At 42.2% G+C, this 20,806-nt stretch carries 17 protein-coding genes and 1 pseudogene; 14 read left to right on the top strand and 4 right to left on the bottom strand.

All coding sequences use genetic code 11. The features are described from left to right. Positions 1 to 113 precede the first annotated feature (113 nt). Entirely contained in the window at positions 114 to 2,030 is a 1,917-nt protein-coding gene (gene shc / locus V7K36_RS05525; RefSeq protein ID WP_335113867.1) for a squalene--hopene cyclase, read from the top strand. An 846-nt stretch (positions 2,031 to 2,876) separates the two neighbouring features. Beyond that, positions 2,877 to 5,357, top strand: coding sequence for a hypothetical protein (locus tag V7K36_RS05520; RefSeq protein ID WP_335113865.1), 2,481 nt, complete (start codon positions 2,877 to 2,879; stop codon positions 5,355 to 5,357). Between the two features lie 42 nt (positions 5,358 to 5,399). On the opposite strand, the gene V7K36_RS05515 is transcribed toward V7K36_RS05520, so the two are convergent. The 3 genes from V7K36_RS05515 to V7K36_RS05505 all read right to left on the bottom strand — a co-directional run bounded on the left by V7K36_RS05515 (position 5,400) and on the right by V7K36_RS05505 (position 7,375). Next, a complete protein-coding gene (locus V7K36_RS05515; RefSeq protein ID WP_335113863.1) occupies positions 5,400 to 5,657 on the bottom strand; it encodes an orange carotenoid protein N-terminal domain-containing protein in 258 nt (85 codons plus the stop codon). Between the two features lie 405 nt (positions 5,658 to 6,062). Next, the gene (locus V7K36_RS05510; protein WP_335113861.1) at positions 6,063 to 6,554 is read right to left on the bottom strand and encodes an orange carotenoid protein N-terminal domain-containing protein; all 492 of its coding nucleotides are present in this window, start codon (positions 6,552 to 6,554) and stop codon (positions 6,063 to 6,065) included. 422 nt (positions 6,555 to 6,976) lie between these two features. Beyond that, positions 6,977 to 7,375 carry a DUF6335 family protein gene (locus V7K36_RS05505; RefSeq protein WP_335113859.1) on the bottom strand — a complete coding sequence of 133 codons (399 nt, stop codon included), beginning with the start codon at positions 7,373 to 7,375 and terminating at the stop codon, positions 6,977 to 6,979. Positions 7,376 to 7,733: 358 nt separating this feature from the next. On the opposite strand from V7K36_RS05505, the gene V7K36_RS05500 reads away from it, so the two are divergent. The 9 genes and pseudogenes from V7K36_RS05500 to V7K36_RS05460 all read left to right on the top strand — a co-directional run bounded on the left by V7K36_RS05500 (position 7,734) and on the right by V7K36_RS05460 (position 15,764). Beyond that, entirely contained in the window at positions 7,734 to 8,831 is a 1,098-nt protein-coding gene (locus V7K36_RS05500) for a DJ-1/PfpI/YhbO family deglycase/protease (RefSeq protein WP_335113857.1), read from the top strand. Positions 8,832 to 8,973: 142 nt separating this feature from the next. Then, entirely contained in the window at positions 8,974 to 9,672 is a 699-nt protein-coding gene (locus V7K36_RS05495) for an SRPBCC family protein (protein ID WP_335113855.1), read from the top strand. A gap of 21 nt (positions 9,673 to 9,693) precedes the next feature. Then, a pseudogene (locus V7K36_RS05490) lies at positions 9,694 to 10,022 on the top strand (zinc-binding dehydrogenase); the annotation flags it as partial. Positions 10,023 to 10,084: 62 nt separating this feature from the next. Continuing rightward, positions 10,085 to 10,483 carry a hypothetical protein gene (locus V7K36_RS05485; protein WP_335113853.1) on the top strand — a complete coding sequence of 133 codons (399 nt, stop codon included), beginning with the start codon at positions 10,085 to 10,087 and terminating at the stop codon, positions 10,481 to 10,483. Positions 10,484 to 10,854: 371 nt separating this feature from the next. Further along, positions 10,855 to 11,031, top strand: a complete 177-nt coding sequence (locus V7K36_RS05480) for a hypothetical protein (protein WP_335113852.1) — start codon at positions 10,855 to 10,857, stop codon at positions 11,029 to 11,031. 20 nt (positions 11,032 to 11,051) lie between these two features. Then, on the top strand, positions 11,052 to 11,402 hold the full coding sequence (locus V7K36_RS05475) for a cupin domain-containing protein (RefSeq protein WP_335113850.1): 351 nt from the start codon (positions 11,052 to 11,054) through the stop codon (positions 11,400 to 11,402). 300 nt (positions 11,403 to 11,702) lie between these two features. Beyond that, positions 11,703 to 12,602 carry an oxidoreductase gene (locus V7K36_RS05470; protein ID WP_335113848.1) on the top strand — a complete coding sequence of 300 codons (900 nt, stop codon included), beginning with the start codon at positions 11,703 to 11,705 and terminating at the stop codon, positions 12,600 to 12,602. Between the two features lie 717 nt (positions 12,603 to 13,319). Further along, positions 13,320 to 14,444 (top strand): TIR domain-containing protein, encoded by a 1,125-nt coding sequence (locus tag V7K36_RS05465; protein ID WP_335113846.1) that lies wholly within the window; start codon positions 13,320 to 13,322, stop codon positions 14,442 to 14,444. A 48-nt stretch (positions 14,445 to 14,492) separates the two neighbouring features. Continuing rightward, positions 14,493 to 15,764, top strand: a complete 1,272-nt coding sequence (locus tag V7K36_RS05460; RefSeq protein ID WP_335113844.1) for a toll/interleukin-1 receptor domain-containing protein — start codon at positions 14,493 to 14,495, stop codon at positions 15,762 to 15,764. 139 nt (positions 15,765 to 15,903) lie between these two features. On the opposite strand, the gene V7K36_RS05455 is transcribed toward V7K36_RS05460, so the two are convergent. Continuing rightward, positions 15,904 to 17,136: a methionine gamma-lyase family protein gene (locus V7K36_RS05455; protein WP_335113842.1), complete on the bottom strand. Its 1,233-nt coding sequence runs from the start codon at positions 17,134 to 17,136 to the stop codon at positions 15,904 to 15,906. 86 nt (positions 17,137 to 17,222) lie between these two features. Here V7K36_RS05455 and V7K36_RS05450 point away from each other — a divergent pair, with 86 nt between their 5' ends. From V7K36_RS05450 to V7K36_RS05440, 3 genes are all read left to right on the top strand, one after another. Further along, on the top strand, positions 17,223 to 18,044 hold the full coding sequence (locus V7K36_RS05450; RefSeq protein WP_335113840.1) for an acyl-CoA desaturase: 822 nt from the start codon (positions 17,223 to 17,225) through the stop codon (positions 18,042 to 18,044). 208 nt (positions 18,045 to 18,252) lie between these two features. Beyond that, the gene (locus V7K36_RS05445) at positions 18,253 to 19,305 is read left to right on the top strand and encodes a fatty acid desaturase (protein WP_335113838.1); all 1,053 of its coding nucleotides are present in this window, start codon (positions 18,253 to 18,255) and stop codon (positions 19,303 to 19,305) included. A 217-nt stretch (positions 19,306 to 19,522) separates the two neighbouring features. Then, on the top strand, positions 19,523 to 20,602 hold the full coding sequence (locus tag V7K36_RS05440) for a fatty acid desaturase (RefSeq protein WP_335113836.1): 1,080 nt from the start codon (positions 19,523 to 19,525) through the stop codon (positions 20,600 to 20,602). Positions 20,603 to 20,806: the final 204 nt, after the last annotated feature.

Here is a 20,806-nt window from a genome sequence, read left to right as displayed (position 1 = left end):
CTCAGACAGAATACTATGTCTACCGATATAGGAAAAAATTTTTTACTGTAGTGCCGTGTTCATAACTAGTTTTAATTACGAATTACGAATTATTTGAGGTTGAATAGTATTTAATGCAAACACAAGATAGGGTAAAAGTCAATCAAGTCGCAACGGCGATCGCAGCCAGTCAACAATATTTACTTTCGATTCAAAATCTGGCAGGTTACTGGTGGGCAGAGTTAGAATCTAATGTCACCATCACTGCTGAAGTCGTCCTCCTGCATAAAATTTGGGGAACAGACCAAGGCAGACCTTTACACAAAGTTGCAGCATATCTGCGTCAAGAGCAACGACAGCATGGCGGTTGGGAACTTTTCTACGGTGATGGCGGAGAACTTAGCACCTCAGTTGAAGCCTACATGGCGCTGAGGCTGCTAGGTGTACCAGCAACCGATCCGGCAATGATTCGAGCGCAAGCCTTTATTCTCCAACGGGGTGGTATTAGCAAAACTCGGATTTTTACCAAGTTACACTTAGCTTTAATTGGCTGCTACAACTGGCGTGGTATTCCCTCGCTACCAGCTTGGATGATGTTGTTACCAAAAGCTTTCCCCGTCAATATCTACGAGATGTCTAGCTGGGCACGTTCTAGTACTGTGCCGTTGCTGATTGTATGCGATCGCAAACCTGTTTTTATCACCAATCCAACTATCAACCTAGATGAACTATACGTTGAAGGTGTTGATCAAGTCCGGTGGGAATTACCCCAAAGTGGTGATTGGACTGATTTATTCCTCATCCTTGATCAAGGGTTCAAGTGGGCAGAACGCCTGAATTTAGTACCCTTCCGTGAAGAAGGCATCAAAGCCGCCGAAAAGTGGATTTTAGAGCGCCAAGAAGCTACAGGCGACTGGGGCGGCATTATTCCGGCGATGTTGAATTCAATGCTAGCTTTACGCTGTCTGGATTATGACGGAAACGATCCCATTGTGGAACGAGGTTTGCAAGCAATTGATAACTTTGCGATTGAAACAGAGGATAGCTACCGGGTACAGCCCTGTGTTTCACCCGTCTGGGATACAGCTTGGGTGATACGTGCCTTAGTAGAATCTGGTTTTGCACCAGATGATCCGGCTGTGGTAAAGGCTGGAGAATGGTTGTTGCAAAAACAAATTTTAGATTACGGAGATTGGGCTGTCAAAAATCGCCAAGGAAAACCAGGGGCTTGGGCTTTTGAGTTTGACAATCGCTTTTATCCCGATGTAGATGACTCGGCGGTGGTGGTGATGGCTTTACATTTGGCGAAACTCCCTAATGAAAAAATCAAAGAGGCTGCGATCACTCGTGCGTTAAACTGGATTGCATCTATGCAATGTAAACCAGGCGGGTGGGCTGCTTTCGATTTGGATAACGATCAGGATTGGCTTAACTCCATCCCCTATGGCGACTTGAAAGCCATGATTGATCCAAACACCGCAGATGTTACGGCTAGAGTTGTAGAAATGCTGGGTGCTTGTGATTTGTCAATTGATAGTTATAATTTAGAGCGATCGCTTACTTATCTTCTGCGCGAACAAGAAACCGAAGGCTGTTGGTTTGGTCGTTGGGGTGTAAATTATATCTACGGCACCAGTGGCGTTTTATCAGCCTTGGCGTTAATTGATCCTCAAAGGCATAAACTCAGTATAGAACGGGGAGCAGCTTGGTTAGTGGGATGTCAAAACCCAGATGGTGGTTGGGGCGAGACTTGCCGCAGCTATGATGATCCCAGTCTAAAAGGGAAAGGAAATAGTACTGCATCTCAAACTGCTTGGGCTTTAATTGGGTTAATAGCAGCAGGTGAAGCAACTGATAAATTAGCTCTTGAAGCTATTGAGCAGGCAATTAACTATCTAGTGGCAACTCAACAGCCCGATGGTACTTGGTTTGAGGCAGATTTTACAGGTACTGGCTTCCCTTGCCATTTTTATCTCAAGTATCACATGTATCAACAATACTTTCCTTTAATCGCTCTGGGTCGCTACCAAGCAGTGATTAAAAAAGGTTAATTGTTGTGACTGTGGTAAGGGCACAAGATTGTTTGTGCCCCGAATGCGTATTACTGTAGTTAATATATAGCAATCTTATTTGATATCAAGTTCGGATGATTACTTGTAATAAAATCTATCAATGTAGGTTGGGTTGAACGGCAGTCAAACCCAACATGAACAAGGATCAAATGTTGGGTTTCGTTCCTCAACCCAACAAAGCAGATATTATAAGTGTTTAACCGAATCTGATATGATTTGTAAGAATTGTAACCTGTAGATTATCGACTTATTAAAGAAGTCGGGGATGTTGTTGCTCACGAATGATTCAGGATGGCTATAGTTGCGATCGCTGTTCTGGTGATGCAGAAATCCCATAGAAGATCGCATTTTTTTTCGGATCTATTCACTAGTTATTACATAATATTTTTTGGATAAATAATGTATATTTTTTTCGTAAAGTTATGAAGAAGCTGATTGTGACAGTTGAAAAAGCAGTATAAACTTACAAGCGCAAATGTAGGTAGTAGATGGTTAGCGTAGGCATAGCCCGTCGTAGACATCGCAGTTTTTTTGATTAAGAAATTCCATATAAAAGTGCCTTGTTTTGTTGATTTATGGTTGAGCCATGTTTTAGAAACAGCTATGTCTACGACGGGCTATGACGCTCTCTACGAGACGCTGCGCGTAGCTAGCTTCCCCGCAGGGGTAGGAATACTTGCTAACGCAACTCTTGGAGACGTTGCGCGTAGCAAGATCCCCGTAGGGGTACGCTATCAGCATCGCACGAACTCTACTTGGTACTTCATAACACGGAATTTCAAGTTTAGACCTTTGAAGCTTACTCCCTGACTATAGGAGAAAATCATGGCTAATTCATCATTTGATCTCTCTGACTTGAATGGCAGCAACGGCTTTACTATAAACGGCTTTAGTGGCGAGTCAGGCTACAGGGTTAGCAATGCAGGGGATATCAACAATGATGGCATTGACGACCTGATTATAGGGGCACCTTATACCAACCGCAACGGCAAAAATTTTGTTGGACAAAGCTATGTGGTATTTGGGGGGACGAATGTCGGCAGTAGCGGCATCTTCAACCTCTCTGACTTGAATGGCACTAATGGCTTTGCCATTAACGGTATTACTGGAAGTGACTTCTCAGGGAGGTCGGTCAGTAATGGGGGGGACATCAACAACGATGGCGTTGACGACTTGATTATTGGGGCACCTTTTGCTTCTCGTGACGACATCGGTCAAAGTGGGGAAAGCTATGTGGTGTTTGGGGGAACGAATGTTGGCAGTAGCGGCGCTATCAACCTCTCTGACTTGAATGGCATTAATGGCTTCACCATCACCGGAATTGGTCAAAATAACACAATAGGCTGGTCGGTCAGCAATGCAGGGGACATCAACAACGATAGTGTTGACGACTTAATTATTGGGGGATATGGGATAAGCTATGTGGTGTTTGGGAGGACAAATGTCGGCAGTGGCGGTACTTTCAACCCCTCATCTCTGGATGGCAATAATGGCTTCACCATTACCAGCATTGGTGACTTTGACAGCTGGTCGATCAGCAATGCGGGGGACATTAACAACGATGGTGTTGACGACCTGATTATTGGGTCATATCGTGCCTCCCCCAACGGCAACGAGAATGCTGGGCAAAGCTATGTGGTATTTGGAGGGAAAAATGTCGGCAGTGGCGGCATCTTCAATGTCTCTTCCTTAAACGGTACTAATGGCTTTGCCATTAATGGCATTGCTGCGGGTAACGAATCAGGTACCTCAGTCAGCAATGGGGGGGACATCAACGGTGATGGCATTGATGATCTGATTATTGGCGCACCTCGTGCCCCCGCCAACGGCATCTTTCAAGCTGGGCAAACCTATGTGCTGTTTGGGGGGACGAATGTCGGTAGTGGCGGCACCTTCAACCTCTCTAACTTGAATGGCACTAATGGCTTTGCCATTAACGGTATTACTGAGAATAGCTTCTCAGGCACCTCAGTCAGTAATGCGGGGGACGTCAACGCTGATGGTATTGACGACCTGATTATAGGCGCACCTGATGCTGGGCAAACCTATGTGGTGTTTGGGGGGAGGAATGTAGGCAGTGGTGGCAGCTTAAACCTCTCCGACTTGAATGGCACTAATGGCTTCACCATTCCTGGGGATGGTGCCATAGGTCTTTCAGTCAGTAATGCGGGGGATGTTAACGCTGATGGTATTGACGACTTGATTATAGGCGCACCTTTTACTTCATCAAACGACATCCCCAATGCTGGGCAAAGCTATGTATTATTTGGGGGGCCAAATATCGGGGTCGACACTCCTAATCTTACAGGAACTCTTGGTGCAGATACTCTTGTAGACACAGCTAGCAACAACATCATTGATGGTTTAGCTGGTAACGATACTCTCACAGGCAATGGTGGTCAAGATAAGTTTGTGATTCGCCCGGGCGATGGCAATGACATCATCACTGATTTTGGTGGTGTAGATAAAGGCAAAAATCCATCAAGGGCTGTGATTAGGAACGTGGACACGTTGGAATTTACAGGGAGTGGCTTAACAGCCCAAAATCTGCAATTAACTCAAAACGGCAATAATTTAGAAGTCACTTTTGAAAATGTAGCTGATACCAAAGTCACCCTGCAAAACTTTCAGTTAGAAAATCTGGATAACTTGCCAATTTATCAAGCAAGACCTGCTATTGACAATATCCTGTTTGATGGGCAAACCACCATCACCGATAGTTTTGATGTCTTCGATGCCAACTCCACTCAAACTAACTTGTTTAACAAAAATACGGTTACATTCCTCAATGACCTTAACAATAAGATCACGGGTTTTTACAATTCTAACGATGTGATTAATGGTCAGGGAGGTGATGACATCATCGATGCCAAAAGTGGCAACGATTATCTTCGTGGTGGTACTGGGAATGATACCCTCATTGGTGGTGCAGGCAATGATACTCTTGTTGGTGGTGCGGGTGCTGACAGATTTCTGTACAATACTAATGCTTCTTTTGCCAGTGTTGCTGTTGGTCAAGATGCGATCGCTGATTTCCAACACTCCCAAGGTGATAAAATTATTCTGGATAAGACTACCTTTAGTGCTATTACTTCTGCTGTGGGAACAGGTTTTAGTAATGCCAGTGATTTTAAAATTACTTCTACAGCAGCGACTAGCACGGCGAAAATTGTGTATGAAGCTGTGAGTGGGCAGTTGTTCTACAACCAAAATGGCAGCGCGCCTGGTTTTGGTAGCGGTGGTCTATTTGCGACTCTGAATGGTGCGCCGACTTTGATAGGTTCAGACTTCATCGTTCAAGCGTAGTTGATTAATGGGACTTAGACAAAAAACACCCACAAAAGAGCCTCAAATGTATATAAAGAACGACTTCGACATCGTTTTGGTTACTGCAAACAACTGTTTTGCCTGTGGCAGGTTTTGAATTTGTGCAACTAAATTCGCAGTATTTTCATTTGGTACATTATTGAGACAGAGCGCCGGAATTTCATCAGAAATCTCAGTATACAGTAACGCTAGAACTGTCAGGCGATCGTCTATATCCAAACTCTGAAATTTTATTACACTTTGTTCTAAAAAATTGATGTTCGTAGAAGTGATAAGCACCTCAAAGTAATTAACTACTTAATTAACTGAAAATTTTTAAGTGAAAATTATAATCTTGCCTGAAACAAGTTCGACTCTGGCTTTGCTAATAAACAGAACGAGGGAACATCACTTCATTTTGCGAAGTTTCTTCTGTTGATAACAATTCACGTCAAAAGGACATAGATGATCATAGAGTAAGAATTTTAGTTTTGACTCTGTGGTTTTTTATCAAAAAAATGAATACGCCAGTCATCAAAATTGAGATTTATATTAAGCGACTGGCGGATATAACAAGCTTTAAGAAGAGAGGTATAGATGCGTATAAAGCTACTTTGCAAGTAAATGAACTTGGTATAACAGCCATCCTATCCTCATTTGGAGGCTAAATAGATAACCTCAAGCAGCCTAAAAACTTCAAAAGTGCTAAATTCCAGCACCTGCTTTTGCTTCGGCACCCATTGGCGAAACATAATCACGGAAAAGAGTAATTTGTTGCTCAAAGGCTAATCCTTGAATTCGGCCAAACAATACTTTAGCTTCTGAAGGAAGTTGATAATCATCTGGTATAGGAATGATAGTGCCATTTTCCATACCTTGAGATAATCGATACCAAAATAGTAGCTTGGTGGTATCACCCAAAGACCCATATTCACGAGAAATTTGGGTATCTACTTTATTAATCAAATCACGCTGAACTTGTAATTGTTGTTCATGAGATAATTCCTTAACTTGATTAAATAAACCTTCAGCTATTTCTGGGGAAACAGTGCTGGCACCAGGGGCGGCTGGAGTAATTGAACCCCCCATTTCTTTGTAAATGAACCAAAACAAAGCAAGCTGTTGATCCACATCCAACTTTTGCCAAGCTTGAACATGTTCATGAATAGTTGGATCGTTAGTTTGCGTGTATGTCATTATTAATTCCCATTACAATTCATCAGTATTCTTAACAACGTTATCAAATTTACAATTGCAATTTTACCCTACTGAAGACAGATGTATTGGAATCAGAAAGAAGAACAATTATAAACAAAACATAAATCTGGCATAGTGTAGTCCTACATTAGAAAGATTATATTTAGATAAAAATTCCCCATCAAGAGCCAAAATAAATAATGCTTGACAAGGGCAAAGTGAATAATTTGGCAGTTGAAATGTGGTAAATTTGAGACATTATAGATAGGTGACTATTTCGGTAGATAGATGTTAGCTTTATAGGGACAGCACTTTTCCAAGCACTGCCCAATTCAGCGACATTAATTAATTTATTAACGGCGACATCCAATTTGTGAATATACAGATATACAGTAGGAATACGCCTTCTACTTTTATTGAGCTTATTCTCGTCGGTCTTGATAATCTTCAGAAGACTTTGGATCTAACTCCCAGCGATCGCCATCACGATCCTCTAAAATATCGTTGGTATGCAGAAACTCGGAGTCATCCATTTCTAGCCCCACTGCTGCTTCTAGCTCCTCTGTTACATTTTGATCGGGATTGGAAGTACTACCACCAACAGCTTTATCCCCAACTGCATCTGCATCTTCCCAATAAGTATCAACATCCCCAGCAGTGAATTCAGGACTAGTTTCTGTGTACTCCTGTGTTTCTGCTGCCGTTGAGCGCCCGCCAACATTGTATCCCGACAAGTCTTTTACACCAGTACCGTAGGATTCGGTAATTTCCTGTGGCAAATCATTGCTTTTAATTTCGTCATGATGATTTTTTTCTGCCATGATACTCGTCCTTTTCTGCATTCTCACAATAACGTTTTCCTGTAACCAAGTTCTCTAACTAGAGAGGTATAGCTTTAGAAATAAAATAATCTATCCCCTTGGAACGAAGCTAAATTAGCGATCGCATCATATCATTGGAAATATGAAATCATGGTCAAACAATTTGTAGTTGAAGTTTTTAGTTATGAGTTAGGGGTTATCTAACCGAAATTAGTCAGTACCCAACTTCTGACTTAATAACTAAATTAACTATTTTTTATCATTGATTAAAAATAAAATTCCTCGCTGTTTAACTGTCCCAATCGATGAATATTGTAGCTAGTTAAAAACTAGTAAAAATAAACAGGTAATAACATCTATGACTGACCATAACAATCATTCCAGTAATAAAAAAGTTGCCATCCTCATTGAACAGGCAGTAGAGGATGCAGAATTCACAGTTCCTTATAATGGACTAAAACAAGCAGGAATGGAGGTAGTAGTCCTCGGTTCCCGAATGAATGAAAAATATAAGGGTAAACAGGGCAAACTTAGCGTAGAAGCTGATGCTACTACGACAGAAGCGATCGCAGCCGAATTTGATGCAGTGGTGATTCCTGGTGGGATGGCTCCCGATAAAATGCGGCGCAACCCTAACACAGTAAGGTTTGTCCAAGAGGCTATGCAACAAGGAAAATTGGTAGCTGCGGTTTGCCACGGTCCACAAGTTTTGATTGAAGGTGACTTGCTCAAAGGTAAACAAGTTACTGGCTTTAGCGCTATTGCCAAAGATATAATTAACGCTGGCGGAAATTATTTAAATGAGCCGGTGGTAGTTGACGGGAATTTAATTACATCTCGTGAACCCGGAGACTTGCCAATTTTCACAACAGCTATTTTAAGTCGTTTGGGTTATGGTGGCAAAGATGCTGCATTACCAAATGAGAAAGACATAACTGCTGAATGGTGGAAGCTGGCTGATGCTTGGGGTGGCTCAACTAAAGGTGATATTGCCAAAGGTTTAAATAGTGCCCTTGGTGGTGAACGTTATTCCCTAGAAGCATTTGAGAAGTACTTAGAAAAGGAATCAGATAGCGAAGTAAAATCAGTCTTTCAAGAAATCATTGCTAATAAACAGCGCCACATTGGAAAACTGGAAACTTATCTTCAGCTACTGGACGAAAAACCCTCTTTAGGGGCAAATATTGCCAATCAGTATGCCAAAGTAAAAACTGCCTTAACCGGAAGTGATGATATATATCAGTTACGTTCCGCTTTGGGGGATGTTCAAACAGGTATTGGCGATATTGGTAATTTGTCAGCAATGTTCACTGATCCAGTAGCAACTGCTGTTTTCAAAGAAATTTACCATGATTTATTGAAATCCGAACAGCGATTGGCAGAAGTATATCGGGCGCGGATAGGTGTTCAGATTCAGCCTCCTAAGCCGACTACAGGGGCTGCTGTATCAATGTAAGGTTTTTTGAATGAACTGGACGAAGAAATCGGAGTGGCGGCTTTTGCCGCTCTGAACTTCGCTAGGAGCAAACAACACAGAGATAAAAGAAGAAAGTATTTGCGCCTCGGTGCATAATTTACTTTGATGGAGATATAAAAAAGTGACTTCAACATCAGACGATAAACTAAGTACAAGTCAGGCTGAAGCTAGTGAAGTAGAGCGTTGGGCATCTCTCATCAGTGGCGGTGCTATGGTGCTGGTGGGTTTAAGACAAGGTTCTTTGCGGGGAGCGTTGACGGCTTTAGCGGGTGGCGGTTTGATCTATCAAGGTGCAACTAAACAAAGCACGATTCAACAAGCACAAGAAGCAATAGGTATAAACCAACCCATCAAAGTTGAAAAGACGGTAACAATTAATAAATCGGTAGAAGAATTGTATCGCTTTTGGCACAACTTTGAGAACCTGCCCACATTTATGAAGCATCTTAAATCTGTCAAAGTGTACAACGAAAAACGTTCTCACTGGATAGCCAATGCACCCTTGGGTAACAGCGTGGAATGGGATGCAGAAATTCTCGAAGATCGCGAAAATGAATTTATTTCTTGGGCTTCTGTAGAAGGTGCAGACGTTGATAATTCTGGTTTTGTTCGCTTCAAAAAAGCACCAGCTGAACGCGGCACAGAAGTTAAGATTGTTTTGGAGTATAACCCACCAGGTGGAGCATTGGGAGCTACGGTAGCTAAACTTTTTGGTGAAGAACCAGAACAGCAAATTGGTGATGAATTGCACCGCTTCAAGATGCTAATGGAAGCAGGCGAAATTGCCACCACCGAAAGTCAACCAAGTGGACGCAAGTAATTATTTGGCCAATGACGCCACATGATTAGTGCCTACATGATGGGAGCCGAAAAAGCGATCAATAGCGATCGCTTTCCCGAACGCCTGGAAATGGCGAAAAAGTTTGCCAAAGCAGAAGTGATTAACTATGAAGAAGTTAATGCTGGCGAAGCGTTGAAACAGATGACTGGTGGCCGTGGGGCCGATGCTTGCATTGATGTCGTTAGTTTATTATGTAGATGATTTGGGATGAAAAACTTGATCCATCCTTTGTTGTAACCCATCAATTGCCTTTAGAGGAAGCACCCCACAGCTATCAGATTTTTCAACAAAAAAAGGACAACTGCATCAAAGTTGTTCTTAAACCCTGAATGGTGAATAGTCATTCAGTCTTTTGAATTGTATACCCAACATAATGCAATTGAGGTTTTTTATGAATCGAGTAATTTCATGGCTACGAAATATTCGCATTTCGCAAATCCTTGTAGTTCCTCTGGTAGGATTTATGTTTTTATTAGGTCAGGCTTTTAGCGACATTCATGTTGCCCAAGCTGATGTTAAAACTCCAGAGGGTACTTATTATAAAATAACCCCAGATGAGCAAGGTGAAATTAGAAACGATACCCAAATAAAAAATACCCAAAATCCCATAAAAGGCGCTGTTGATAATATCCGCGAAAAGCTCAACTTGGATGAAAAAACTCCTAGAGCTACAAAAGAGTTTCTTAAGTCTACAGAAAATAAAGTCGAAAAAACAGTTGAGCCATTGACTGGAGAAAAAGAAGGTTATTACCAAAATCCTTCTAGCAAGCAACTGAGAAATAGAAGGTAGACTTGTAGGAAATGTTGAGTCTAAATTTTTGACTTATACATTGTTGAATAAGTTTTGAGCAGTTACTGAGACGCGATAATTATCGCGTCTCAATATTAAGCTAAATCGAGTTTTTATCTTGATATTAACGAGCCAAAAATCATAATTAAGGACTAAATAATTATGAAAGTAGTTTGCTACGCAGCAGATTATTTCGTCGTTTGGTGAATGTAAGCGCTCAAAGTTGGTAGGGTTAGTCAGTGGTGTAGAGGCTTTCGCAAAGCGTCTGGTAGAGCTGCAGCTTGTAGTCTGGACATCGCGCCAAAGCTGAAAGCATAGCCCAGCTACCGACTACTACCAACATCGGCTGACGATCAAACGCAAAAACAGCAATGAACAACAGAATCATTGAGGAAAAGAAGCAATTCGCCCTAGAGATGGATCATTTGTCCGAGTCGATCATGGCGAATAAACAGCCTAAAACTCCTGGTGAGCAAAGTTGGCAAGATGTCAGGCTGATGCAGCTAATTTACCAAGCAGCTCGCACTGGTAAAACAATCAAAGTTTAAAAGTAAAAGAGGCAAAAAATATGTCTGATACATCTGATACAAGCGTTATCAAAGTAGACTCTAGCCATTCCCCTAAAGGTCAACTTGGTCAGAAATATCTTGCATCTGGCAAAACCATTTCCATGCGCCTGTGGGAGAATGAGCAACCGAATGAACCTAAAGAGCCAGCAGCGCGAGAATATGAAACTGTTGGTTATGTAATCACTGGTCGTGCAGAATTACATATTGAAGGGCAAACGATTTTACTAGAGTCTGGGAGTTCTTGGGTAGTACCAAAAGGAGCCAGCCACACCTATAAAATTTTAGAACCATTCACTGCTGTTGAGGCAACCAGTCCACCCGCTGAAGTTCACGGGCGAGACGAAAACTGATTTGCAGTTATCTAAAATTTTGCGATCGCTAAAAACTTATGGCCGCTTTCAATTGCATGGAATATAGAACCTTCGTAGGGGAACAAGAATGTTGTTCCCCTTTTTACTGTCCTTTGCGGCTGAGAAAAAATTGCCCAAAATGTCAGGCGCTCGCAAGGCTTACTTTGACTTGTTATCTAGTTTAGTAAGGTACAAACTCGTAATAAAATACCCATAGTCGAATGGTACTAAGAAAAGATGAAACTCATAGAGCTAATTATCAATGTATGCCACATTCAAAAACACTGAAGGAAAGACAAGATGACTAATCAAACGAACCTCGGCGGCAGTTTTACACTCCCAGGCACTTCAATGTCTCTCAAGCGTATGGGTTATGGCGCTATGCAACTCGCGGGGCCTGGTGTTTGGGGACCCCCACGCGATGTTGACGCCGCCATTGCCGTTCTGCGCGAAGCTGTTGCGCTTGGAATCAATCACATCGACACCAGCGATTTCTACGGTCCGCACGTTACCAATCAGATTATTCGGCGGGCATTGCACCCCTACCCGGAGGGATTAGTGATCGTCACTAAAGTAGGAGCTCGCCGGGGCGAGGATAAATCGTGGCAAGTAGCCCTCTCGCCCAAGGAACTCGTCGATGCCGTTCACGATAATCTTCAAAATCTTGGTCTGGAAGCGCTCGATGTCGTGAATCTCCGCCTCCCAGACCAACAGGAATCGGCTGAAGTTTTCATCGAAAAACCGCTGACGGTACTTGCTGACTTGAAGCGTCAGGGTCTTATCCGCCATATTGGTCTCAGCAACATCACACCCCAGCAATTAGCAGAGGCTCAGTCGATCACTGAGATTGTTTGCGTCCAGAATCAATACAACTTAGCGCACCGCGACGATGATCCGCTGATCGACGAACTTGCACGGCTCAATATCGCGTTCACGCCATTCTTTCCACTTGGCGGGTTCACGCCGCTGCAATCCTCAGCACTTGAAGCAGCCGCAGCCTCGTTGAAAGCTACACCCATGCAAGTTGCGCTTGCATGGCTGCTTCAGCGCTCCCCTAATATCTTGCTCATCCCAGGCACGTCGTCGGTCGAGCATCTGCGCGAAAATCTTAAAGCCGCGACTCTGCAGCTGACTCCAGAAACGATCGCCGATCTGGACTCGATCGGTGCAAACGCTGGGGTGACAGCAGAAATGCACTGAGATCGAGTCCTGAAATCACGCCCGGCCGCTGGGGCAGGTGCGTCCATCGTCAGCCGAAGGGCTGACTATAAACGGCAAAGTTGCGTACAAAAGTACTAGCTTGGAGTCTCAAACTCCTTATACTACAGGTAATACGCTAAAAAAACCTTGCGGGAATCCTTGAAGGAATTTTTAGGACTTATTGTTTTTGCCAAGCCTTGGAGAAAAAAGAGTTAATACACCAACTCAGCCTCGTAAATTGGTGTTCGCGTAGCGTGTCCTTTAGGACAAGGCATTGTCAATAATACTTGATTCCCTCAATTCTCCTTGTAAAGGAGGGTTGGGGGGATTTTTGCCAGATGAACATGTATCAGCTAGCTAGCAGTCACTTGGTAGTTTGATAGATTAGGAACGTGGAAGTAGTGAGAGCAATGCTAGAAATAAATTCTTATCTGTTGACTTCTCCAAAGAAAAGGAAAATGGGTATAAGCGAATTTTTTCGCGATCGCACTTACACGATAGGGTGAATAAGCTTGCGATCGCTTCATGATTTCTTTATCAACTGTAAATTTTGTCTTAAGTGCGTTTCGTTTCTACGGAACGCATTTACTTATATGTAATTATTAAATACAGTATTTCTCCTGTTGAGTGGATGTGGGCGGCAAAGTATCTACCAAGCCAGCACAAAACTCAACTAAACTTTGTGCTGTCAAATGCTATCTACATCAAAATCATCTAATGAACAATCAAACCCCAGTGAACAAAATCCTGATTTTGGCAGCGAACCCGCAAGGCGTGAGTAAACTGCGTCTAGACGAGGAGTTGCGTGACATTGAGGAAGGTTTACTAAGGGCAAAGAAACGTGAGAAATTTTTAATCAAGTCAGCATTAGCAGTACGTCATAGAGATATTCACCGCCAAATTATGGACTTCGAGCCGCAGATTGTCCATTTTTCTGGACATGGAGCAGGAGAGGATGGCTTGATATTTGAGGATTTAACAGGAGGGGTGAAGCTAGTAGATGGAGAAGCACTCGCAGGACTGTTTGAGTTATTCGCGGATCATGTAAAGTGCGTATTACTCAACGCTTGTTATTCCGAGATTCAAGCTAAGGCGATCGCGCAATATATAGATTACGTCATTGGCATGAGTCAGGCAATCGGAGATAAGGCAGCAATTGAATTTGCCGTCGCTTTTTACGATGCTCTAGGTGCGGGTAAATCTGTTGAATTTGCACACAAACTTGGCTGTAGAGTCATACGTACAGCAGGTATTCCAGAGCATCTAACTCCTAAACTGCTCACAAAAAACCAGTTAAAGAGAGAAGAAAGCGTAACTACAACTACTCCATTGTCTACTGTTAATGTTGAACTTCCAACACGGAAGTTTACAGTTTTTTTATCTTACTCTCCCAGAAATAAAAAACTCCGAGTAGACCTAGAAGAGTCTCTCAGTACTTTGGAGAAACAAGGTGTTATTAGTATTTGGCATGATGAGAAAATAAGAGCTGGCAACAATAGAAATATTGAAATTAATAAAAATCTGAACTCAGCCTGTATAATTCTCTTACTTATTACTCGGCATTTTCTCAACTCGGAGTACCACCGCAACTTTGAGATTAAGCAAGCAATGGAAAGACAGAATGCCGGAAAAGCCCACGTTATTCCTGTACTTGTCAGTTCAATTGCAGGTTGGCAGAGTATAAGGTTTGGTGATTTACAGCTTGGCGATCTCCAGTATTTACCTAAAAATGGCAAATTTATAACTGACAGTAGGTTTTGGAAAAATCAAAATGAAGCATTCGTTCAGATTGCTGAAGAATTTGCAGAAGCAGTGCAGCAAATAGCTGCCGAATCACATTAAATACGGCTCTTAAAAGTTTTCCAATAAAACCCACGTAAATCAGAATTTATGTCTTTTTTGCTGACATCTACCAAAACGATAAAACTTTTTTTCGCCCATTCTAACTCTCCCAAAGATAAAAACTTGCGGCAAGACCTAGAATCGCACCTTAAATGTAGTTTGCAATCACTAAGAGTAATCATAAACTGGCAGAAAAATCAAATGTTGCCCGGAAGAGACTGGAAGCACGAAAGTTACGAACATCTAAATACATCTCAAGTGATTGTATTGCTGGTTAGTCCGGACTTTTTGGCAGCAGATGATTGTAGGGACATTACGAAGCGGGCAATGGAACGGTGCAGCACTGAAAAAGCCCGTGTAATCCCTGTTAAACTCCGCCCAATTGATAACTGGCAAGCTACACCATTCGGACATCTACAGTGTTTACCTGACAATGGTGAACCTATAACTAGTAAGTTTTGGCGAACACGGGATGATGCATTTGTAAATATTGTTGAAAAAATTAGGCAAGAAGTCGAGAAAATACAAAAAGATCAGCGACAACGACTATTGATTCAAGAACAACAAAAAGCTGAATTTTTTGCATCTATCAACCGTTTGATTTCCAACCACTCTTTAAACCGAATTATTCGAGGTATAAATGTACCGACTTTCTCACTTGGTATCGCTGCTAGTGTTATTGGAGTTGCGGCGTTATTAGGATTTTGTAATTTTTCACCAAAGATGCAGGTCAATAACTTATTAATTCAGGGGCAAGATAAGCTTGATAGACAAGATTACCAAGGAGCATCTGAAGATTATACTAAAGCTATTCAAATTGCGCCTAAAAATGTTAATTCATACATAAAACGTGGTGATGTCCACTATTTCTTCAAAGATTATCAAGCAGCGATTAAAGATTACACCCAAGCTATTCAAATTGCGCCTAAAAATGTTAATTTATACATAAAACGTGGTCATGTACGCTATTTTGTAAAAGATTATCAGGCAGCAATTAAAGATTATACCCAAGCTATTCAAATTGCTCCTAAAAATGTTAAGGCATATATAAAACGTGGTGATGCTCAATATCCTCTAAAAAAATATCAGGCAGCAATCGACGACTATACCAAAGCTATTCGCCTCTCTCCTGACTCAGCTGATGCTTACAAAAGTCGTGGTTTTGCTTATGAGAATAACTTACAAAATAAACAAGAAGCAATTGAAAGTTATCAGAAAGCAGCGACTCTTTACAAAAAACAAGGAGCAACAGATAAGTACAAAAAAATTATTTATAAAATCCAGAAGCTTCAGCAGAGAAAGCCCCAATCTTCCAATTAAATTTATCCTAACCTCTACCAGATCGGATAATGACGAGAAATAAGAATCACCTTGAACTTGTCACAAGATTAAGTAATGCGATCGCTTTTCACTAATTTCTCAATAAACCTCATGCTGTGCGGAATATATGCTATAATATCTAGCCAGCCTTTCCGACTGCATCGATCGCAGCCTCCAAGGCGATCGCCACATGAGTCCAATGAGTTCCCCCCTGGCAATAAACCACATACGGTTCACGCAAAGGCCCATCTGCTGATAATTCCAAAGTACTCCCTTCAATAAATGTCCCCCCAGCCATTACTACCAGGCTCTCGTACCCCGGCATTTCATCTGGAACAGGATCTAAGTAGGAACCTATAGGAGAATGTTGTTGTATAGCTTTACAGAAAGCAATTAGCTTTTCAGCAGAACCGAGTTTGATTGCCTGAATCACATCCCCACGGGGAGCCAGGGGTGCGGGATTCACTGGATAACCAAGTTTGTCAAATACATAACCAGTTAAGTATGTCCCTTTCATCGCCTCTCCGACCATTTGCGGCGCTAGAAATAAGCCTTGAAACAGCAGGCGATTTTGATCAAAAGTAGCACCACCATAACTACCGATACCGGGAGCAGTGAGACGACAGGCGGCGGCTTCCACTAAGTCGGCGCGACCGGCGACATAACCGCCAGCGCTGACAATGGTGCCACCAGGGTTTTTAATTAATGACCCTGCCATTAAATCAGCACCTATGGCTGTAGGTTCCCTGGTTTCAATAAATTCGCCATAGCAGTTATCCACAAAGCAAACGGTGTTCGGGTTTTGCTGTTTGACTAAGTGGACGATTTTTTCAATATCGGCAATTGATAAACTCGGACGCCAAGAATAGCCACAAGAACGCTGAATTAACACTAAACGCGTGTTTTCAGCCACACTAGTAGTTAAAGCTTGCCAATCTATAGTTTCTTGGGGCGTTAGCTCCAATTGGCGGTAATTTATGCCAAACTCAATAAGGGAGCCTTGACCTTGACCCCGTAAACCAATCACTTCTTCAAGCGTATCGTAGGGAGAACCGACCACTGCTAACATTTCATCTCCAGGACGGAGGACACCAAACAAAGCACAGGCGATCGCATGAGTTCCCGAAACAAACTGCACTCGCACCGCCGCAGCTTCGGCATCCATAACTTCGGCAAAAACTTTATCTAAAGTTTCTCGTCCTAAATCATCGTGACCATAGCCACTTACACCCGCAAAGTGGTGTGCGCCCACACGGTGATTACGAAAGGCATCCAGTACCCGTTTTAGATTATGCTTGACCTGAGTGTCAATTCCAGAAAAAATTTCTAATAGTGCCTGTTCTGCTTGCCGCAGCTGTTCTAAGCTGTTCATCAGTTCCTCGTTCAAAATAAAATTATAGATATGCGGATTTCTAGATCCCACAGACTAGGCTGGAAAATTCAAATTCAGGTTACTGCATGACAATTGCTACTTCAACTAAACCTCAAATTAACTGGGTTAATACCCTGTTTTTCATTGGACTGCATATCGGCGCTTTATTTGCCTTTGTTCCTGGTAACTTTAGCTGGACGGCAGTTGGTGTGGGTTTCTTGCTGTATTGGGTAACTGGTGGTTTAGGAGTTACTCTAGGATTTCACCGCCTTGTTACTCACCGCAGTTTTCAAACTCCCAAGTGGCTAGAGTATCTCCTGGTTTTCTTCGGGACACTCTCGTGTCAAGGAGGCCCAATTGAGTGGATAGGAACACATCGTATCCATCATTTGCACTCAGATACTGACGCTGATCCCCATGATTCCAATAAAGGCTTTTGGTGGAGCCACATGGATTGGCTGATTCACTATTGTCCCGCTCACGCTGAAGTTCCTCGTTTCACCAAAGACATTGCCGAAGACCCATTTTATCAGTTTTTGGAAAAATATTTCATTTTGATCCAGGTTGCTCTGGGTGTATTGCTTTTGCTTCTGGGTGGCTGGCCGTTCGTTGTTTGGGGAATTTTTGTTCGCATTGTCTGGGTTTACCACTGCACTTGGTTGGTGAACAGTGCTACTCATAAATTTGGCTATCAGAGCTATGATTCTGGTAATAGATCGACTAATTGCTGGTGGGTAGCCGTACTAGTTTTTGGTGAAGGCTGGCACAATAACCATCATGCTTTTCAATACTCAGCTCGTCATGGGCTGGAATGGTGGGAAATCGATTTAACTTGGATGACTGTTCAATTGCTGCAAGCAGTTGGTCTGGCTACTAATGTGAAGTTAGCCCCAACAAAAGTTAGTTAGGAGATGCGATTAATCGCGTCTGTACAGGAGTTAGGATGTCTACCTTTTTTAGCTCATCGCTTCTAACTCCTTATTTTTAAAAAAAGCTATTTACGGGTGCGCTTGTGTCGGTTAGATTGCTATAATCCGAAGCGCTAATGTGAAGAATATTTGAGGCAAGTTGCTTTTTGGTGACTTGGTGGAGGAGTTTTTTGTTTTTTAGGTGTCCATGACTACATCAATAATTAACAGCCAGAAAGTAAGTGACGAGCCTGGTAATTCCGACTTTAGGCTCAAAGATATTGTCAAAACCGTACCACGGGAATGTTTTCAGCAGAGCCGTCGCAAAGCTTGGACACAAGTAATAATCAGTGTCTTGGCAGTTGCCTTGGGCTACTACAGCCTGACCATCACTCCTTGGTTTCTTTTGCCCCTAGCTTGGATTTTTACGGGCACTGCTTTAACAGGTTTTTTTGTAATTGCCCATGATTGTGGTCATAGGTCTTTTGCCAAACGTCGTTGGGTAAATGATTTGGTGGGGCATTTCTTTATGATGCCGTTAATTTATCCCTTTCACAGTTGGCGCATTAAGCATAATTATCACCATACTCATACCAACAAGCTAGATGAGGACAACGCTTGGCATCCAATCACCCCAGAAGCGTTTGAAAATTGGGATAAAAGCCGGCAGTCTGCTTTTGAACTGTTCATGCGTAAACGCTTGTGGTGGGTAGGTTCCATTGGACATTGGGCTGTGGTGCATTTTGATTGGCGGAACTTCAAAACTAAAGACCAATCGAGTATCAAGCTTTCTGTGGCTGTAGTCGTTGTGTTTGCAGCGATCGCTTTCCCGATTCTGATCGCCACAACTGGTATCTGGGGATTTGTCAAGTTTTGGCTAGTACCCTGGATGATTTACCATTTTTGGATGAGTACTTTTACTATTGTTCACCACACTGCCGCAGATGTTCCTTTTGTGACAGCGAACAAGTGGAATGAGGCTCTAGCACAGCTATTTGGCACTATCCATTGCGATTATCCCCGTTGGGTAGAAATCCTGTGTCATGATATCAATGTTCATGTCCCTCATCATATTTCCACTGCGATTCCTTCTTATAATTTGCGGCTAGCTTACAGCAGCATCAAAGAAAATTGGCAGCCTTATCTACATGATGAGTCTCAGTTTTCTTGGTCTTTAATGAAGCAGATTACAGACCAGTGTCAACTATACACAACTGATGGTGGCTATAAGACTTTCAACGAATATTATACAGAGCGATAAATAGCACTGTGATTACACTCACGCTCTTGAACCGACAAGAGCGTTTATTATGCTGTGTTTAAATAGAATCTGGCAATTGTTTACTAACTAAAATTTTAGGTAAATTGCCAGAAATGATCCGATTGTGTGTTAACGATCGCTAGTTTTGTGGGCATCTTAGAAGTGAGATGATCTTCTCTCAAATAAAGTTCCGATTTATATCCAACAACAGAATCCAGTGCAATCAAATACTATCGCTTTCAATAACTCTCCTAGTTGTGAAACCTCTGAGAATACGACTAAATTACCTTTTACTCTTCAGGATTTAAAAGCTGCAATTCCTGCTGAATGCTTTCAACCCAATGTGACAGAATCACTTTTTTACTTCTTCCGTGACATCTTGATTATCGGTCTGCTTTATGCAGTTGCTTATTACCTGGATTCTTGGCTTTTCTTCCCGATTTTCTGGTTAATGCAAGGAACGATGTTTTGGGCTTTGTTTGTAGTCGGACATGACTGCGGACACCAATCTTTTTCTAAGCATAAATGGCTCAATGATTTGATTGGACATCTTTCTCACACACCAATACTTGTTCCTTATCATGGTTGGCGGATTAGCCACAGAACTCACCATAAAAATACTGGCAATATCGATAACGATGAAAGCTGGTATCCTGTGACAGAATCACAATATAAGGAGATGCCTTTAGCCCAAAAGATCGGCAGATATTATGTTTTTCTCTTGGCTTATCCTCTGTATTTGTTTAAGCGTTCTCCTAATAAGGAAGGCTCCCACTTTTTGCCCAGCAGTTCGCTTTTCAAACCATCGGAAAAATGGGATGTGATCACTAGTACTGTACTTTTGATTGGCATGGTAGGTTTGCTCGGTTTCCTCACCTACCAATGGGGTTGGATGTGGTTATTGAAATATTACGCTGTACCTTACATTGTGTTCGTAATTTGGCTGGATTTGGTGACATTCTTGCACCACACTGAGCCAGACCTTGCCTGGTATCGTGGAGAAGATTGGACTTTCCTGAAAGGCGCGATTTCTAGCATTGACCGTAATTATGGTTTGATCAATCATATCCATCATGATATCGGTACTCATGTTGCTCACCATATATTCCTTAACATCCCTCACTACAATTTGCTGAAGGCAACTGAGGCAATAAAACCAGTGATGGGTGAGTATTTCCACAAATCGGAAGAACCGATTTGGAAGTCATTATGGAATTCATCTATTATCTGCCATTTTGTACCTGATACTGGTAGTAAGGTTTACTACACCTCTAAGAATAAGTTAGCTAAAGGCTAAGATTGAGATTCCCGACTTTTGAATGAAGTCGGGAATCTGGTATTTTCGTCAATAATGTTTCTAACTCTGTAAGTATTTGAGTATCCTTAGCCTGCGTAAATCTCAATTTTCTGGCTGTAAAGTTATCAAAATAGAGAGGTAAAATAAAATATAGATAGGTCACAAACCCCGTCTGTTCGCGGGGCATCTCACTTTGGGAGAAGA

The organism is Nostoc sp. (genome assembly GCF_036919555.1).
GTDB lineage: Bacteria > Cyanobacteriota > Cyanobacteriia > Cyanobacteriales > Nostocaceae > Nostoc.
The sequence above is the reverse complement of the archived record's forward strand: the minus strand, read 5'-3'. Positions and strand labels throughout refer to the sequence as shown.

Excerpts from the sequence above, each read along its gene's own strand:
- shc (WP_335113867.1), top strand. The coding sequence starts at position 114 with ATGCAAACACAAGATAGGGTAAAAGTCAATCAAGTCGCAACGGCGATC.
- V7K36_RS05520 (WP_335113865.1), top strand. The coding sequence starts at position 2,877 with ATGGCTAATTCATCATTTGATCTCTCTGACTTGAATGGCAGCAACGGC.
- V7K36_RS05510 (WP_335113861.1), bottom strand. The coding sequence starts at position 6,554 with ATGACATACACGCAAACTAACGATCCAACTATTCATGAACATGTTCAA.
- V7K36_RS05505 (WP_335113859.1), bottom strand. The coding sequence starts at position 7,375 with ATGGCAGAAAAAAATCATCATGACGAAATTAAAAGCAATGATTTGCCA.
- V7K36_RS05500 (WP_335113857.1), top strand. The coding sequence starts at position 7,734 with ATGACTGACCATAACAATCATTCCAGTAATAAAAAAGTTGCCATCCTC.
- V7K36_RS05485 (WP_335113853.1), top strand. The coding sequence starts at position 10,085 with ATGAATCGAGTAATTTCATGGCTACGAAATATTCGCATTTCGCAAATC.
- V7K36_RS05480 (WP_335113852.1), top strand. The coding sequence starts at position 10,855 with ATGAACAACAGAATCATTGAGGAAAAGAAGCAATTCGCCCTAGAGATG.
- V7K36_RS05475 (WP_335113850.1), top strand. The coding sequence starts at position 11,052 with ATGTCTGATACATCTGATACAAGCGTTATCAAAGTAGACTCTAGCCAT.
- V7K36_RS05470 (WP_335113848.1), top strand. The coding sequence starts at position 11,703 with ATGACTAATCAAACGAACCTCGGCGGCAGTTTTACACTCCCAGGCACT.
- V7K36_RS05465 (WP_335113846.1), top strand. The coding sequence starts at position 13,320 with ATGAACAATCAAACCCCAGTGAACAAAATCCTGATTTTGGCAGCGAAC.
- V7K36_RS05460 (WP_335113844.1), top strand. The coding sequence starts at position 14,493 with ATGTCTTTTTTGCTGACATCTACCAAAACGATAAAACTTTTTTTCGCC.
- V7K36_RS05455 (WP_335113842.1), bottom strand. The coding sequence starts at position 17,136 with ATGAACAGCTTAGAACAGCTGCGGCAAGCAGAACAGGCACTATTAGAA.
- V7K36_RS05450 (WP_335113840.1), top strand. The coding sequence starts at position 17,223 with ATGACAATTGCTACTTCAACTAAACCTCAAATTAACTGGGTTAATACC.
- V7K36_RS05445 (WP_335113838.1), top strand. The coding sequence starts at position 18,253 with ATGACTACATCAATAATTAACAGCCAGAAAGTAAGTGACGAGCCTGGT.